The organism is Streptomyces sp. RLA012 (assembly GCF_056270325.1).
In genome coordinates, this window is sequence record NZ_JBWDPA010000002.1 from 1,897,744 (window position 1) to 1,913,011 (window position 15,268).

Annotated in this window: 12 protein-coding genes, 3 pseudogenes and 1 riboswitch; of the genes and pseudogenes, 5 read left to right on the forward strand and 10 right to left on the reverse strand. The window is 70.4% G+C overall.

Annotation, left to right across the window (positions count from 1 at the left end; translation table 11 throughout):
- Positions 1-2 precede the first annotated feature (2 nt).
- Positions 3-1,649 carry an FAD-dependent oxidoreductase gene (locus tag RV986_RS08980; protein WP_475916883.1) on the reverse strand — a complete coding sequence of 549 codons (1,647 nt, stop codon included), beginning with the start codon at positions 1,647-1,649 and terminating at the stop codon, positions 3-5.
- Between the two features lie 56 nt (positions 1,650-1,705).
- On the opposite strand from RV986_RS08980, the gene RV986_RS08985 reads away from it, so the two are divergent.
- From RV986_RS08985 to RV986_RS08995, 3 genes and pseudogenes are all read left to right on the forward strand, one after another.
- Entirely contained in the window at positions 1,706-2,428 is a 723-nt protein-coding gene (locus RV986_RS08985; protein WP_475916884.1) for a TetR/AcrR family transcriptional regulator, read from the forward strand.
- A gap of 160 nt (positions 2,429-2,588) precedes the next feature.
- Positions 2,589-3,000, forward strand: a pseudogene (locus RV986_RS08990) (excinuclease ABC subunit UvrA); the annotation flags it as partial.
- A pseudogene (locus RV986_RS08995) lies at positions 2,985-4,022 on the forward strand (RNA polymerase sigma factor); the annotation flags it as partial. The pseudogenes RV986_RS08990 and RV986_RS08995, both read left to right, overlap by 16 nt.
- A gap of 87 nt (positions 4,023-4,109) precedes the next feature.
- On the opposite strand, the gene RV986_RS09000 reads toward RV986_RS08995, so the two are convergent.
- The 9 genes and pseudogenes from RV986_RS09000 to RV986_RS09040 form a co-directional block, all read right to left on the reverse strand.
- Positions 4,110-5,237: an MsnO8 family LLM class oxidoreductase gene (locus tag RV986_RS09000; protein WP_475916885.1), complete on the reverse strand. Its 1,128-nt coding sequence runs from the start codon at positions 5,235-5,237 to the stop codon at positions 4,110-4,112.
- 232 nt (positions 5,238-5,469) lie between these two features.
- Positions 5,470-6,531 (reverse strand): annotated as a pseudogene (locus RV986_RS09005) (LLM class flavin-dependent oxidoreductase); the annotation flags it as partial.
- Positions 6,528-7,919: an NtaA/DmoA family FMN-dependent monooxygenase gene (locus RV986_RS09010; protein ID WP_475916886.1), complete on the reverse strand. Its 1,392-nt coding sequence runs from the start codon at positions 7,917-7,919 to the stop codon at positions 6,528-6,530. The gene RV986_RS09010 and the pseudogene RV986_RS09005, both read right to left, overlap by 4 nt.
- An 18-nt stretch (positions 7,920-7,937) precedes the next feature.
- Positions 7,938-9,155 carry an LLM class flavin-dependent oxidoreductase gene (locus RV986_RS09015; protein ID WP_475916887.1) on the reverse strand — a complete coding sequence of 406 codons (1,218 nt, stop codon included), beginning with the start codon at positions 9,153-9,155 and terminating at the stop codon, positions 7,938-7,940.
- A gap of 134 nt (positions 9,156-9,289) precedes the next feature.
- Complete coding sequence (locus RV986_RS09020; RefSeq protein ID WP_475924223.1) at positions 9,290-9,460, reverse strand: putative leader peptide; 171 nt, start codon at positions 9,458-9,460, stop codon at positions 9,290-9,292.
- Between the two features lie 25 nt (positions 9,461-9,485).
- On the reverse strand, positions 9,486-10,223 hold the full coding sequence (locus tag RV986_RS09025; protein ID WP_475916888.1) for a GNAT family N-acetyltransferase: 738 nt from the start codon (positions 10,221-10,223) through the stop codon (positions 9,486-9,488).
- Positions 10,224-10,287: 64 nt separating this feature from the next.
- Positions 10,288-11,313, reverse strand: a complete 1,026-nt coding sequence (locus RV986_RS09030) for an ABC transporter substrate-binding protein (RefSeq protein WP_475916889.1) — start codon at positions 11,311-11,313, stop codon at positions 10,288-10,290.
- A gap of 112 nt (positions 11,314-11,425) precedes the next feature.
- On the reverse strand, positions 11,426-12,250 hold the full coding sequence (locus tag RV986_RS09035; protein ID WP_475916890.1) for an amino acid ABC transporter ATP-binding protein: 825 nt from the start codon (positions 12,248-12,250) through the stop codon (positions 11,426-11,428).
- On the reverse strand, positions 12,247-13,212 hold the full coding sequence (locus RV986_RS09040) for an amino acid ABC transporter permease (protein ID WP_475916891.1): 966 nt from the start codon (positions 13,210-13,212) through the stop codon (positions 12,247-12,249). Before RV986_RS09040 ends, RV986_RS09035 begins: the two co-directional genes overlap by 4 nt.
- A 587-nt stretch (positions 13,213-13,799) precedes the next feature.
- Positions 13,800-13,945: riboswitch (SAM riboswitch) on the forward strand.
- Positions 13,946-13,981: 36 nt separating this feature from the next.
- On the opposite strand from RV986_RS09040, the gene RV986_RS09045 reads away from it, so the two are divergent.
- Both RV986_RS09045 and RV986_RS09050 read left to right on the forward strand, forming a co-directional pair.
- The gene (locus tag RV986_RS09045) at positions 13,982-14,056 is read left to right on the forward strand and encodes a putative leader peptide (protein ID WP_475924224.1); all 75 of its coding nucleotides are present in this window, start codon (positions 13,982-13,984) and stop codon (positions 14,054-14,056) included.
- Positions 14,057-14,279: 223 nt separating this feature from the next.
- Positions 14,280-15,059 carry a glutathione S-transferase C-terminal domain-containing protein gene (locus RV986_RS09050; RefSeq protein WP_475916892.1) on the forward strand — a complete coding sequence of 260 codons (780 nt, stop codon included), beginning with the start codon at positions 14,280-14,282 and terminating at the stop codon, positions 15,057-15,059.
- Positions 15,060-15,268: the final 209 nt, after the last annotated feature.

A 15,268-nucleotide genomic window follows, 5' to 3' on the forward strand; every position in this document is an offset into this window, starting at 1 on the left:
GTTCAGCCCACCCGCTTGTGCTCGGGTGAGGACGACGGCGCGCCGGTCCATCGGTGCAGGGCGGCTTCGAGGCCGGTGACGGCGGCGATGTCGGTCGTGTCGGAGGCCCAGGCGACCACCCCGTCGGGGCGTACCAACACCCCGGTCGGCGTCGCGTGGTCGTCGGTCACGCTGCTCACTCGCCCGGCCCAGGCAACGGCGAGGTGGGCGAACGTGCCGTCCGGAGTGCGGTCGAGCAGCAGGAACCCGCCGCCGTGACCATGGTCGGCAAGACGGGAGCCGTCCCTCAGCCACAGGTCGGGGACGAACCGGCCGACCAGCGGATGGTCGCCGGGCAGGTCGATGCGCTGCGTGACGCCGGAGATCTTCTTGACCGCGTATGTCGTGCCGTCCCGGGTGCTCAGCAGATCGGCGACGATCCCCCGCAGCGCGGCCGACTTGGCGTCCCCGCGCAGCACCGCGATCTGGGCCCGCGTCCAGTCCATCACCCAGGCGCCGGTGGGGCGCCGCTCGGCGTCGTAGGTGTCGAGCAGCCCTTCGGGTGCCCACCCGGCGATCACGGCGCCGAGCTTCCAGCCGAGGTTCATCGCGTCGCCGGCCCCGAGGTTGAGACCCTGACCGCCGAACGGCGGGTGGACGTGCGCGGCGTCGCCGGCCAGCAGGACCCGCCCCGAGCGATAGGTGGCGGCCTGGCGGGTGTTGTCGGTCCAGCGGGTCGGGGTGGCGCGCAGTGCGGTCAGCGTGACGTCGGTGCCCGAGACCCGGCGCAGGCTGGTCTGCAGCTCATCGAGGGTGACCGGCGCCATGGGGGTCCCCCCGCGCATGGGGGTCCCCCCGCTCGAGCGAAGCCGAGAGTGGGGGAGAAGCCGAGCGTGGGGAAGGTCGGTGGGAGCCTCGCCGAACTCGACGGTGGCCACCCGCCCGGGCTGTGGCCCGTAGCGGTACGCCCCCTCGGACGACCACGCCCATCCGTTCACGAGCTTCTCCGGGTCGGCGATGTCGACGACCGCCTGGTACCCGGTGAGTTCGGGGTCGGTGCCGGGGAAGTCGATGCCCGCGAGGCGGCGCACGGTGCTGTGCCCGCCGTCGCACCCGACCAGCCACCCGGTGCGCACCGTGCCGGCGGTAGTGCCGACGAGCACGCCGTCGCCGGTGTCTTCCAGCGCGGTGACCTCCACTCCGCGACGCACCGGTACGCCGAGTCGCGCGACGTGCTCGGCGAGCAGCGCCTCCAGCTCACGCTGCGGCACCAACCGCGCTCCGTCGGCCGCGGTGTGCGCGGCGAGGTCGGGATCGGACCAGTCCACGAGGTCGGCGTCGAGGACCATTCCCGCGAAATGCCCGGTGAGCCGCGAGCCGGGCGCTCGCCGGCCCTCGCCGGGCGGCCGGGCGGCGACCATGCGGGCGAACGATCCCACCCGCTCAAGTATGTTCCGCTGCACCGCCTCGGCGGCGGGCAGCAGGCCGCGGCGGTCGAGTGCCTCGGCCGTCGGCATGTTGATCGACTGCGCCTTCATCGCCTCGTCCGGCTCGGCCCGTCGTTCGAGTATCTGCACCGTCGCCCCGGAGAGCGCCAGCTCCGCGGCGAGCACGAGGCCCACCGGCCCGGCTCCGACCACGGTCACGTCCACGTCCTGGTTCGCATTCATGTTCACGAACAGTGTTCTACAAACGAACAGCGTTCGTGTCAAGTTATAGTGGTCGGGTGAACCCGAGAGAGCGACGCGCGGCGCGCCACCAGCCACCGAACCCCGAGGCCGGAGCCGACCCCAGGCCGCGCCGCCGCAAGGCCCCGATCACCGTGGAGCAGGTCGTCGACATCGCGCTGGGCGTCATCGCCACAGAGGGCTACGAGGCGCTGACCATGCGTCGGCTGGCCGGCGCGCTCGACACCGGACCCGCCTCGCTCTACGCCCACGTGGTCAACAAGGCCGACCTCGACGAGCTGCTCATCGGACGGTTGTGCGCCGGACTCGTACTGCCCGAGCCCGACCCCGCGGTCTGGCGGGAGCAGATCCGCGCAGTGTGCACCCAGGTGCGCGACCAGTACCTGAAATACCCCGGAATCTCCCGCGCCGCGCTCGCCATGGCCCCCACCGACCTGGAGACCCTGCGCGTCAGCGAAGGAATGCTGGCGATCCTGCTCACCGGCGGCGTCGCCCCGCAGGCCGCCGCCTGGGCCATCGACGCCCTCTTGCTGTACGTGGCCGCCTACTGCCTGGAGATCTCCGTCCTGAAGCAGCGCAAGGTCCACGACGAGGCGGAGTGGGTCGTCGACACCGACGAGCTCCGGCGCCGGCTGACCGCGCTGCCTGCCGAGACCTTCCCCCACACCACCCGCCACGCGGCCGAGCTCACCGCCGGCGAGAGCCACGACCGGTTCGACTTCACCCTCGCTCTGATGATCGACGGCCTCGCCCACCGCTAGGGCCTGCCCGGCGGATCAGTCCGCAGACGCGCGGTCCGGCACGCACCGGACCCCGGCAGCACGGTCGAGGCGGAGACGCGCTTCCTGCTGGACGTCTCGGATGTCTCGGATGTCTCCCGGATGCCTCCCGGATGCCTCCCGGATGCCTCTCGGATATCTCCGATGTCTCCGATGTCCCGGGCTCGCGGACGTCCACGTGCCGTGCGAGGTGTGTCACAGAGCTCGGTACAACCGCAAGACCCTCGACGTACACTTCAAGGACAAGTCCATCGCCGACAACCTGGGCATGACCATTGGGGACAGCCTGGACCTCTTCGCGGAACACGCGATCATCTCCGGCACCTCAGGACGCTCCGAACCGCAAAAACGCACCAAGGCAGAACCGCCTACGTCCTCGACGAGCCGACCACCGGCCTGCACGTCGACGGCGTCCGCCACCTGCTGACCAGGTTCCCAAGCTCGTCGACCACGGCACCACGGTCGTCGTCGCCGAGGACACCCCCGAACAGGTGGCGGCCCCGCCTCGGTCCCACACCGGGCAGTTCCTCCGACCGCTTCTGGAGAGGAGTTGAGCGCCATGGAGACCGACACCCAGACGTGGGAACAGGAGTCGCCGCTACCCGCCGCGTACCTGGAGGAGGACAACGACGCGCCCAGCCCACAGCTCACCTCCGGCGGCGCCACGGTCGATCAGGTACGCGACTACCTCAAGCAGATCGCCCGGGTCCCCCTGCTCGACGCCCAGAAGGAAGTGGAGCTGGCGAAGCGGATCGAGGCGGGCCTGTACGCCGAGCGGAGGCTCGCGGAGGAGCCGGACCTCGGCCCGGAATTCCGGTGGGAGCTGGAGACCCTCGCCACGGACGGGTACCAGGCGAAATCCCATCTCGTCGAAGCGAATCTGCGTCTGGTCGTCTCCATAGCCAAGAGGTACAGCCGGCGGGGAATGCTGTTCCTGGATCTGATCCAGGAGGGCAATACGGGCCTGATCCGCGCCGTGGAGAAATTCGACTACGCCAAGGGATTCAAGTTCTCCACCTACGCGACCTGGTGGATCCGGCAGGCGATTTCACGGGCCCTGGCCGACCAGAGCCGGACCATCCGCATTCCCGTGCACATGGTGGAGGTCATCAACAGAATGGCCAAGGTCCGCCGGGAGATACTCCAGGACACGGGGTCCGATCCCACGGCGGAGCAACTGGCGGACAAATTGGATGTCTCCGTGGAGAAGATCACCGAGATCCAGGGCTACACCAAGGAACCGGTCTCACTCCACACCCCGCTCGGCGAGGACGGCGGCACCGAACTCGGCGACGTGCTGGAGGACAGCGAGACCATCTCCCCCGCGGACATGGTCACCTTCCTCCTCCTCAAGGACGCCATCCAGGCCGTCCTGGCGAACATGACCGCGCGCGAGGCGGGGATCATCTCCCTGCGCTACGGCCTCATCGACGGGCAGGCCAGGACCCTGGAGGAGATCGGCCAGGTGTACGGGGTGACGCGCGAGCGCATCCGTCAGATCGAGTCCAAGACGATGTCCAAGCTGCGCCACCCCTCCCGCTCCGAGGCGCTTCGCGACTATCTCGACGTCAGCTGATCCCCCATCGCCGTCGCCCCGTCGCCCCGTCGCCGTCACCCCGTCGCCGTCACCCCGTCGCTCTTCGCCTTGTCGCTCTTCGCCTCGTCACCTGCGGCGCCATTCCTCCGCCAGGAGTTCGTACGAGCGCACCCGGTCCGCATGGCCGTGGGTGATGGTCGTGATCAGCAACTCGTCGGCGCCGGTGGCCTCCTGGAGCTGTTCCAGCCGGTCGGCGACGCGAGCCGGAGAACCCACGAACTGCGTCTCCACCCGGTCCGCGACCAGTGCCCGGTCCTCTTCGCTCCAGACATGGGCAGCGGCCTCCTTGGGCGTCGGGAACGCGATCGCGCCCTCGGCCGTGCGGATGCTGCGCACCCAGAGGCCGTAGCCGGTGGCGAGTTCGCGCGCGGTCTCGTCGTCCTCGGCGACGACCACGTCCGCGGACACGCTGACATACGGCTTGTCCAGTACGTCGGACGGCCGGAAGGCGGCACGGTAGCCCTCCGCCGCCTCCAGTACCGTCGCCGGACTGACGTGGTAGTTCGCCGCGAACCGCAGGCCGTTGCGGCCGGCGACCTCGGCGCTCTGCCCGCCGCTGCTGCCGAGGATCCACACCTGTACGTCGGCGCCCTCGCCCGGGACGACATGCGCCTCGACGCCCTCCGCCGACCGGTACGTCCCGGCGAGCAGCGCGAGGATGTCGTCGATCTGCTCGCCGTAGTCCTGGGACTCGGCGTGCGGCTGTTGGAGCAGCGTGCGCTGGAGGGCGACACGGGGTGAGCCGAGCAGCTGCGCGAAGGAGAACCGGGGCGGGATGCGCAGACCGTTGGGCGCACGGCCGTCGACGACGGGGGTCGCGGTCGCCGGCGGAGCGGTGGGCCGTCCCTGCGGTCCCCCGCCGGAGCGGCCGAGACCCAGGTCGAGGCGGCCGGGATGCAGGGCGTCGATCAGGCCGAACTCCTCGACCGTGGAGAGCGCGGTGCGGTGCCCCAGCTGCACAGCGCCGGAGCCGAGCCGGATCGTGGAGGTGGCGGAGGCGGTCAGGGCGAGGACCACCGCCGGTGAGGTGCCGGCGACCCCCGGGTTGAGGTGGTGTTCGGCGAACCAGTAGCGGGCGTACCCGAACCGCTCCGTCTGCCGGGCCAGGTCGATGGAGTTGCGCAGGGCCTCGGCGGCGGTGGAACCGGAGGAGACCGGGACGAGGTCGAGGACGCCGAGAGGGATGTCGGACATGGAACGTGGCTCCTCAGCGGTCACGAGGGAAGCGGTCACGGGGGACGGACAGAGGCTCGGCCAGGGACTCGGACCGGGGACCGGCCAGGGACTCGGACCGGGGACCGGCCAGGGACTCGGACCGGGGACCGGCCAGGGACTCGGACCGGGGACCGGCCAGGGACTCGGACCGGGGACCGGCCAGGGACTCGGACCGGGGACCGGCCAGGGACTCGGACCGGGGACCGGACTCGGGCGGTGCGAGCACCGGCCCCCAGGCGAACGGCGGATCGGGGATCTCCCGACGCAGCACCGGAGCGACGTCCGACTGGAACAACGCAAGCGAGTCATGATGCTGACGTTCCGTCAGACCACCGGCGTCCGCGTGCAGATGAAGCACCGTGTGCCCGAGTTGCTCGTGGTAGCGGCGCACCTTCTCGACGATCTGCTGCGGGCTGCCCACGAGTGCCGAACTGCGCTCGACGAAGTCCTCCAGCGTGGCGAAGACCGGCTCCAGGCCCAGGCTCCGCTGGAACGCCAGGTTCCCCTCGAACACGGGCCGGTAGGCGGTGAGCGCCTCCTGCGACGTACGGGCCACATGGATGCCCGCCGTCCCCGCGCCCACCGCGATGTCCGCCGGGTCGTGACCGTAGTACTCCCAGCGCTCACGGTAGTGACGGACCAACTCGGCGTACGGCTCGACGGGGTTGGTGACGTTCGCGGAGAAGAGCGGATCGCCGTGGCGGGCGGCGAGGTCCACGGACTCCTCGCTCGTCGCGCTGCCGTGCCAGACCCGGACCGGCTGCTGCAGCGGCCTCGGCCACACCTCCGCGTCCTTCAGCTCCGGGCGGAAGCGCGTCGACGCGGTCACCCTGTCCTGCCGCCAGAGCTGCCGGAACACGTCATAGCTCTCGGCGTTGCGGTCCCACTGGTCCTCGGGCGTGACGCGGAACAGCTCACGCTGGGCCGCGCCGTTGCCCTTGCCGATGATCAGCTCCAGACGACCGTCGGAGAGCTGGTCCAGGGTCGCGTAGTCCTCGTACGCGCGCACCGGGTCGAGCAGGCTGAGCGTGGTCACCGCCGTGAACAGCCGGATCCGGGAGGTGAGCGCGGCGAGGTGGCTGAGGACGACGGGTGGCGAGGAGGAGATGAAGGGCCGCTCGTGCCGCTCCCCCACGCCGAAGCCGTCGAAGCCCAGCTCCTCGGCGAGCAGCGCGTTGTCGGTCACCTCGCGGAAGCGGTCGTGGGTGGACTTCCGCGCCCCGGTCACCGGGTGCGGGGCATGCACGATCAGTGTGATGGCGAGGAACTTCACGAGGCGACCCGGTCCGCCGAAACGTCTGCGTCGGGGTGGGCCAGGCCGAGGTGGTCGCGCAGGGTGGTGCCCTCGTACTCGGTGCGGAAGACACCGCGCTCCTGGAGCAGCGGGACCACGGTGTCGGCGAAGCTGTCGAGGCCGCCGGGGGTGATGTGCGGGACGAGGATGAAGCCGTCGCTGGCGTCGGCCTGCACGAAGGCGTTGATGGTCTCGGCGACGGTGGCCGGGGAGCCGACGAACGCCTGGCGGTTGCCGGTCTCGATGACGAGGTCGCGGATGGACCACTTGTTCGCCGCCGCGAGCTCGCGCCATTCGCGGGCGGTGGCCAGCGGGTCGCGGTACATCCTGACCTGGGCGCGGCCACGGGCGATGGTGTGTTCGCCGAGGTCCGGGTCGATGTCGGGGAGCGGGCCGTCGGGGTCGTACGCGGACAGGTCACGGTTCCAGACGAACTCCAGGTGCTTGATGGCGGTGGCCCCGCTGACCTGCTGACGGCGCACCTCGCGGGACAGTTCCTCCGCCTCGGCGTCCGTGTCGCCGAGGACGAAGGTGGCGGCGGGCAGGATCAGCAGCTGGTCACGCGAACGGCCGTACCGGGCGAGACGGCCCTTGACGTCCGTGTAGAACGCCTGGCCCTCCTTGAGGGTGGCGTACCGGCTGAAGATCGCGTCGGCGGTGGAGGCGGCGAACTCCCGTCCCTCCTCGGAGTCCCCCGCCTGGAAGATGACCGGGCGTCCCTGCGGACTGCGCGGGACGTTGAACTGCCCCTGGATGTCGAAGTGTTGGCCCTGGTGCACAAAGGCTCCGGCCTTCGCGTCGCGCAGGAAGGTGCCGGTCCGCTGGTCGGCGACGATCTCGTCCCCGCGCCAGGAGTCGAAGAGCTCACCCGCGGTGGTCAGGAACTCCTTGGCCCGGGAGTAGCGCTCCTCCTGCGGGAGGAAGCCGCCGCGGCGGAAGTTCTCGCCGGTGAAGGCGTCCCAGGAGGTGACCACGTTCCAGGCGGCGCGGCCGCCGGAGAGGTGGTCGAGGCTGGCGAACTGGCGCGCCACCTCGTAGGGCTCGTTGAAGGTGGAGTTGATGGTGCCGGTCAGGCCGAGGTGTTCGGTGACGGCGGCGAGCGCGGTGAGGATCGTGAAGGTGTCGGGGCGTCCGACGACGTCCAGGTCGTAGATCTTGCCGCCCTGTTCGCGCAGCCGCAGTCCTTCGGCGAGGAACAGGAAGTCGAACTTGGCGCGTTCGGCGGTGCGCGCGAAGCGGGCGAAGGAGCTGAACTCGATATGGCTGCCGGCCTCGGGGTCGCTCCACACGGTGGTGTTGTTGACGCCGGGGAAGTGGGCCGCGAGGTGGATCTGCTTGAGGGGCTTGTCCTGTGCTGTGCTGCTCATGAGTGGGATCCCTCCGGCTCAGGCGGTGGCGGCGTAGCGGTTGGCGGGGCGGGAGAGTCCGAGCAGCCCACGCAGGGTGTCTGCCTCGTACGACTGCCGGAAGGCGCCGCGGCGCTGGAGTTCGGGCACGAGGCCCCTGGTGATCGCGGGCAGGTCGTGCCCGACGACGGCGGGACGCAGCCGGAAGCCCGTCAGTCCGGCCGAGCCCAACTCCTGCAGGAGGTCCGCCAGTTGTACGGGTGTGCCGGTGAAGATCCGCGCGTCGCTGGTGTACGGATAGCCGGCGAGGGCGTCGAGACGCTCACGGCGGGCCACGGCGGCGGCCGGGTCGTCGTCCAGGAACACCACCAGGTCGCCGAAGAGGTGCAGGGGTTGGTCGGCACGCCCCGCCGCGGTCTGCTCCGCGCGGACCGCGGCGGCGATGGCATGTGCCTGCTCGGTGTTGTGCGGGGTGATGTACCCGACGTCGGTGGAGCGGCCCAGCAGCCGGAACGGGGCACCCGTCGCCGTCTCGTGGGCCAGGGCGCTGACGAGCGGCTGGCCCTGCGGTGGGCGGGGGGTGATCGAGGGGCCCTTGACGCTGAAGTGCTTGCCCTCGAAGTCGATGTAGTGCAGTTTGTCGCGGTCGACGAAGCGGCCGGTGGCGACGTCCCGGATCTCCGCGCCGTCCTCCCAGCTGTCCCAGAGCCGGCGCACCACTTCCACGTAGTCCGCGGCCTCGTCGAAGAGATCCACGATCAGCTCCCGCAGGGCCGGGCTGCCCAGGACCTCGATCCGCAACGGCGGGAACGTACGGCGGCCGAAGTGCGCGGCGTCGTGCGGGCGCGCCGACACCTGCACCCGTACGCCCGCACGTCCCGTGCTCACGTAGTCGAGGGTCGCGATCGCCTTGGAGATGTGGAACGGCTCGGTGTGCGTGGCCACCACGGTCGGGACCAGGCCTATGTGGCTGGTCAGCGGGGCGACCCGGGCGGCGATGAGGACGGCGTCCAGTCGGCCGCGCACCTGGTCGGTGCGGCCGTCCGGCTCGGTGGGGCGTGAGGACTGCGGTCCGAGGGCGTCCTCGATGGTCACGAAGTCGAGCAGACCGCGCTCGGCCTCGCTGATCAGGTCCGTCCAGTACGCGGCGGTGAGCAGATCGCGGGGTCGGGCCACCGGCTCACGCCAGGCGGCCGGGTGCCAGCCGGCGCCGTCGAGCGCGACGGCGAGGTGCAGAAGGGGGGACGAAGGAGCCAAAGGTGAGGAAGCGGACAGCGAGGGTGAGGGTGAAGATGAGGATGAAGATGATGGGGACACGAAAGGGGGCCTTCCTGATCGACCGTACGAGAGCGCGGCCCTCGGCAGGGAGGGCGCGGCGGCGGGGTGACAGGTCAGGGACGACAGAGCGCGCCGGCCACGCGCTGCAGATCGATGTGCGGCCGGGAGTGGAGATGAACGCGGCGGCGCGGGGCGAGCACCATGACGCGGAGATCGGACCCTGTGCGCACGTCCGTCACCTCCGCCCTTGCGTCCCGGCGGGCCCGGGGCCGCGCCGACATCATGTATCCGTTCAACACAACGGCCTGTCTACGCCGTCTGTTCCTGCTGCGCGCCCGGAGTTCGGACCAGCAGGAACTGCGAGTGGCGGCGCAGGGTGAAGCCGATCGACTCGTAGAGCCGGATCGCGCCGGTGTTGGTGGCGGAGGCGTGCAGGAAGGGCGTGTCTCCGCGCTCCCTGATGCCGGCCGCGACCGCGCGGACCAGCCGGGTGGCCAGGCCCTTGCCGCGGTGGTCCGGGGCGGTGCAGACGGCGCTGATCTCCGTCCAGCCGGGTAGGCGCAATCGTTCGCCCGCCATGGCGATCAGACGACCGCCGTGCCGGATGCCGAGGTAGGTGCCGAGTTCCACCGTGCGGGGCAGGAAGGGACCCGGTTCGGTCAGGGCGATCAGGTCCAGGATCTCGGGGACGTCGTCCGGTCCGAGCCGCACCGCCTCGGGGGCGGGCCGGGCGTGCAGCGCGGTGTCGACCAGTTGTACGCCCTGGCCGTGCTGCACGGTTTCCCATCCGTCCGGGGCCGACCGCACCCCGGTCACGGGTGTGACGGTGCCGGGGCCGACGAGCGTGGCCAGGTCGTCCCAGGCGCGTGGGTCGGCCGGGTCGGCGAGGGCGGTGAACGGGGAGACGTCCAGGGGGTAGCGGGCGGCGCGTCCGACGCGCTCGGCGAAGGAGGCGTGCGGGCCGGTCAGCGCGGCCCACGCGGGGTTGTCCAGGAGATGCGGCGCTGCCGGGCTCTGCTGCGGGTTGGGTCGGGCGAAGGTGGACATGGTGGCGTCGGGCCTCCGGGGAGCGGTTCGGATGTCCGGGAACGGATCTGGTCCCCCGAGGCGGTCAGGAGTTGTCGAGCGGCAGGCCGGGCGGGTTGACCAGGGAGGTGCCGACGGCCTCGTTGGAGAGGTTCCAGGCGGCGAGCCACTTCGCGTACTGGCCGTTCTCGATCAGGTGGTTGATCGCGTCCGCGACCGGCTTGGCCAGCCCGCTGTCCTTCTTCGCGGTGGCCGCGATGAGACCCTGGAGCGTCGCTCCCGCGCCGGAGAACTTGCCCGCGTTGCGCGTCGGGTTGGGCGTCTTGGCGACCTGGGTGATGTGGTAGGCGATACCGGGGTTGGGCCCGAAGTAGGCGTCGATCTTCCCGCTGGACAGCGCGAGGTAGACGCTGTTGTTGTCCTGGAAGTACTTGACGGTGAGCTTCTTGCCCTCCTTCGCCAGCTTGGCCTTCCACTCCAGCAGCAGCTTCTCCTGGTTGGTGCCGGCGCCCACGGACACGGTCTGGCCGGCCAGGCTCCGGTAGTCGCCGTCGAAGTTCCAGGTGCTCTTCTTCAGCACCTCGAAGCCGAGGTTGTCCTGCCGGTAGGAGGCGAACTCGTACTTCTTCTTGCGCTCCTCGGTGTCGGTGACGTTCGAGAAGGCGACGTCGACCTTGCCACTGTCGATGCCGACGAACAGGTTCTCCCAGGTGGAGTTCTTCACCTCCGGCTTCAGCCCGAGGACCGCGGCGACCAGCCTGCCGAGGTCGGGTTCGGCGCCGGTGAGGGTCTTCTGGTCCTGGCCCACGTACGCCAGCGGCGGAGAACCGGCGGGCAGGGCGCCGACCCCTACGACCAACGTGCCGCTCTTCGCCACCGACTTGGGCAGTTCGGCGCTGATGGACTTGACCTCGGACACCTTGAGGTCGGTCTGCTGGGCGGCGCCGTTGGAGAGCGCGCCCACGGTGACGGTGCCGACCGCGGCGCTGCCGGAGGTGGTGGCCGCGTCGCTCTCGCCCCCGCACGCGGCGAGCCCGGTGGCGAGGGTGGCGACGGCGGTGGACACGGTGAGGCCACGGAGGAGTCTGCTGCGGAGGGTGAGGGTGCGCATGGCTGTCCTTGTTCGGTGTATGGGGATGGCGATGGCGATGGGCACGTTGGCGGTGGCAGTGATGGAGATAGCGGTGACGGTGGCTGTGGCGGTGGGCTGTACGGGAGGGGGCTCAGAGGACCTTGCTCAGGAAGTCCCTGGTCCGTTCGTGCTTCGGGTGGTCCAACACCTCGGCGGGCGGGCCCTGTTCGACGATCCGGCCCTCGTCGAGGAAGACGATCCGGTCGGCGACCTCACGGGCGAAGCCGATCTCGTGGGTGACGATGAGGAGGGTGGTACCACTGGTGGCGAGGTCCTTGATGACGGCCAGTACCTCGCCGACCAGCTCGGGGTCGAGGGCGGAGGTGGGCTCGTCGAAGAGGATGACGCCGGGCCGTAGCGCGAGGGCGCGGGCGATCGCCACCCGCTGCTGCTGCCCGCCCGACAGCTGACGGGGATAGGCGGCGGCCTTGTCGGCGAGTCCCACCCGGCGCAGCAGGGTGCGTGCCAGCTCCTGGGCCTCGGGCTTGCCCAGCCTGCCGGTGGCCACCGGCGCCGCCGCGACGTTGTCGAGCACCGTCAGATGCGGGAACAGGTTGAAGTTCTGGAACACGAAGCCGATGCGGCTGCGCTGGACCCGGATGGCCCGCTCGCTCAGCTCCTTGAGCCTCCCCCAGCCTTCGGCCGGGGGGACCCCCATCTCGCTGCGCTTGCCGTGCCGGCGGACGCCGATCGGCTCGCCGTTCAGGCTGACATGGCCGATCTCGGGCTTCTCCAGATGGTTGATCACCCTGAGGAGCGTGGACTTGCCGGACCCGGACGGTCCGAGGACGACGGTGACCTCTCCCGGACGTACGGTCAACTCCACGCCGTTCAGGACGCGTTGGGTCCCGTACCACTTGTGCACGTCGTGGACCTCGACCGCGGCCGGACGTATGTCCAAGGTCTCGTTCGTCATGACGCCGCCTCCTCGCGGACCCGGGCCCGCAGGTCACGGAGACCCGAGCGGACCTTCTGCAAAGGGGTCGGCGGGAGGGTGCGCAGGGCGCCCCGCGAGTAGTACCGCTCGACGTAGAACTGGATGACGGAGACGACACTCGTGAGAATCAGGTACCAGACGGTGGCGACCAGCAGCAGCGGCACGATGTCGCCGGAGTAGGTGCTGCCCATGCTCTGCACCGAGCCGAAGAGGTCGAGCAACGAGACGTAGAAGACCAGCGACGTGCCCTTGATCAGGCCGATCAGCTGGTTGACGTAGTTCGGGGTGATGGAGCGCAGCGCCTGCGGGAACACGATCCTCGTGAACTGATAGCCCTTCGGCAGCCCGAGCGCCGAGGCCGCCTCGTGCTGGCCCTGGTCGACGGAGAGGATCCCGCCGCGCACCACTTCGGCCGCGTACGCCGCCTCGTTGAGGCTCAGTCCGACGACCGCGACCACCATGTCGGTGGCGAGCCGGGACTCGTCGAAGGTGAAGAAGGCGGGGCCGAACGGGACGCCGAGGCTCAGCGTCTGGTAGAGCGCGCTGAAGTTGTACAGGAAGAGGAGTACGACGATGAGCGGCACCGAGCGGAACAGCCAGATGTACACCCAGCTCACCGCGCGCAGGACCGGACTCCCGGAGAGCCTGCCCAGGGCGAGCAGGATGCCGCCGAGCAGCCCCAACAGGGCGCTGTAGGCGGTCACTTCGAGGGTGATGAGCAACCCGTCGAGGATCGTCGGCCGCAGGAACCAGTACGGGAAGCGGTCCCACTGGAAGAAGGGGTTGGTCGCCAGCCCGTGGACGATCTGGGCGACCACGACCAGCACGATCGCCGAGGCGATCCAGCGGCCCGGGTGGCGCAGCGGCAGTACGCGCTGCGCCACCGCCGGTCGAGGCTCCGCCGTGCTCAACGGCACGGCGGAGCCCAGGGATTCACTCATGGAGGGCTCCAACGAATGCGGACACCCCGCCGCGGCCCGGACGACGACGACAGTGCGCGCGGGGACAGACGGATGTCAGGAGGTACGGAGATACGGAGATACGGCGGGTACGGAGGGGGAATCTCCTCGACGGCGTGCCGGAGCGACGGTGACGGCCAGAGGTTCGGACGTCGAACGTCCCCGCCTCAGACGGTGAACGTCCGAGGTTCGGTCGCGGTTCGGTCGCGGTTCGTGGAGGAGTTTCGGCCGTTCGGAGATTCGGCCGTTCGGAGGCTCGATGCCTCGCAGGCGGAAGCGGTCAGGCCTGACAGAGACAGCGGGCGCGGCGGTTGGTACAACACAGTGCGGCGCCGGGGCAGCCGTGACACCGCGGAGCGGTCGTCCCCTCGGCTGCGTACATCGCGGTCACCGTCACCATTCCGCCCCGTGGGGCCTCACGTGCACCGGAGTCGTTCCGGTCCAATGCGGCGTAAGTTAGGCATGGCCCCTGGTGCTTGTCAACGCTCACCGGCCCGAATGACCACGTCGTGAGACCGCGCACAGGCCTTCTTGACGCCTACACGCACCGCACGGAGACTGACGAGGACGGTCACGATCGTCAGCGCCCGTCGCACGGGATTTCCCGTACGACGCGGTTATCGGCCCCGGCCCGCTGACAGGCAACCCTTCCACCGCGACGGGGTGCCCCGGGTGACGACCGGGTCCCGCCGGAGCGGCGGGGCAAGCGTGGTCTCGCTTCTCGCGAGCCCCGGACATGGGAGCGGTGGGAATGACCGGGAAGGGCACGAACGGTCTGACGAGGCGTCTGCATATCGATCTGCAGCGGGTCTCCAGCGCGTACTAGATCCGTCCGGTCCGTCGTGTCTCACGATCCGGACCGGTCCCTCCGTACGTCAGCGCAGTCACTCCCCTCGCCTCCCCTCGCCCCCTTCGTCCTCTTCGTTCGCTGTCGCCCACGAGGTGGCCGGGGCTTCGTCGTTCCCAGGAGAGTCATGCCCGAGACAGTTTCGCTCAGTTCGACCGCAGGTACCTCCGGCACGTGTACGTCAACCACGCGCGTTCCGGGGGTGGTTGGCGCGGGCCTGCGGGGCGCCGCCGCACCGGCTCGCCCGCACCGCGTCCACAGCCGGATCGGCGTGGGCCTGGCCGGCGGGTTCTACCCGGCGCCGCACCGTTATCAGCTGTACCTCTCCGAGGGCTGTCCCTGCTCGCTGCGCGTCTCGATCACCCTCGATCTGCTGGGTCTGCAGGAGTCGGTCGCCACGACACTGCTGGAGCTCCCCACCAAGACAGCCGAGACGGCGGGGGCAGGAGAGACAACGGAGACAGGCGAGACAACCGGGGCCTCCGACTCGTTCGCCGCACTGCGCGGCGCGTACGAGGCCACCTGGCACCACTACGACGGTCCGCTCACCGTGCCCGCGCTGTGCGACCGCTGGAGCGGACGTATCGTGAGCAACCACACGCCCGACATCCTGCACGACCTCGCCGGGCTGCTGCCGTGCCGCGACGACGCCCGTCTCCCCCGGCTGCACCCACCGGCGCTCGCCGCGGACATCGACGCCTTCCGTGACCGTCTCGACCGGGACGTCACCTCGGCCGCGCGGCCGGAGACGCGGGCGGCGGCACTTGAGTCACTGGACCGGCAACTCGCCTCGCGGACCTACGCGTTGGGCGACGAGCTGACGGCCGCGGACGTCGACCTCTGGGTGGCCCTCACCCAACTCGACGCGCCGGACGCCCTCTTCCCGTACCGGCATCTCCAGGACTACGTACGTCGACTCGGCACCCACCCGGCCTTCCGCACCACGGTGCGACGGAGGCCTTGCCGAACCCTGCCGAACTGATCCGCACTCTTCCGCACTCTTCCGCGCCCTCCCGGGGACAACCGGTAAGCCGGTCAGCCGGTCAGCCGGACGTCCCCGGGATCCCGGCGGGGATCGCCGCGCACAGGGGAACACCGCCGCAGCCGCACTGGCCGACCGACGAGGAGAGCTGCAGCTGCGCGGCATCGGCCGCCGCATCCGGCGGACCGTGGAGCCGGACGAGCGCTGTC